Source organism: Enterobacter sp. PTB (assembly GCF_051130085.1).
Lineage (GTDB): Bacteria > Pseudomonadota > Gammaproteobacteria > Enterobacterales > Enterobacteriaceae > Enterobacter > Enterobacter ludwigii.
This window is the reverse complement of sequence record NZ_JBDKEE010000155.1, coordinates 1-330: the sequence shown is the minus strand read 5'-3', so window position 1 is coordinate 330 and position 330 is coordinate 1. Positions and strand designations below refer to the sequence as shown.

The window sequence follows — 330 nt, the reverse complement described above, 5'->3', positions numbered from 1 at the left end:
CCTCCGCCACCATCCGTACATCGACATCCGGGCACAGCAGCGGGCTGTTCTGCTGCAGGGTGTGCAGCCGTTGCTGCAGTTCTGCAGTCTGTGGTTGTGATTCGGGCGCATGGCGGCTTTCCAGCAGCTGCGTGACCAGCGCTTTCTCTTCCTGGTAGCGGGTTTCGAGCAACTGCTGTTCCGTGGTGAGCTGGCGGGTCTGCTGCGCAATCTCCGCTAACCGGGTATCGGGTACGGACTGGCCCACCGCCTGGTCTTCCAGCAGGGCTTCCTCCTCCAGCACCAGGGCATTCTCCTGCGCCGCCAGCCGGGTGAGGGCTTCCGGGACCG

The 330-nt window shown here is 64.8% G+C and carries 1 pseudogene; it reads right to left on the bottom strand.

The features are described from left to right. A pseudogene (locus tag AAIR21_RS28065) lies at positions 1–330 on the bottom strand (hypothetical protein); the annotation flags it as partial.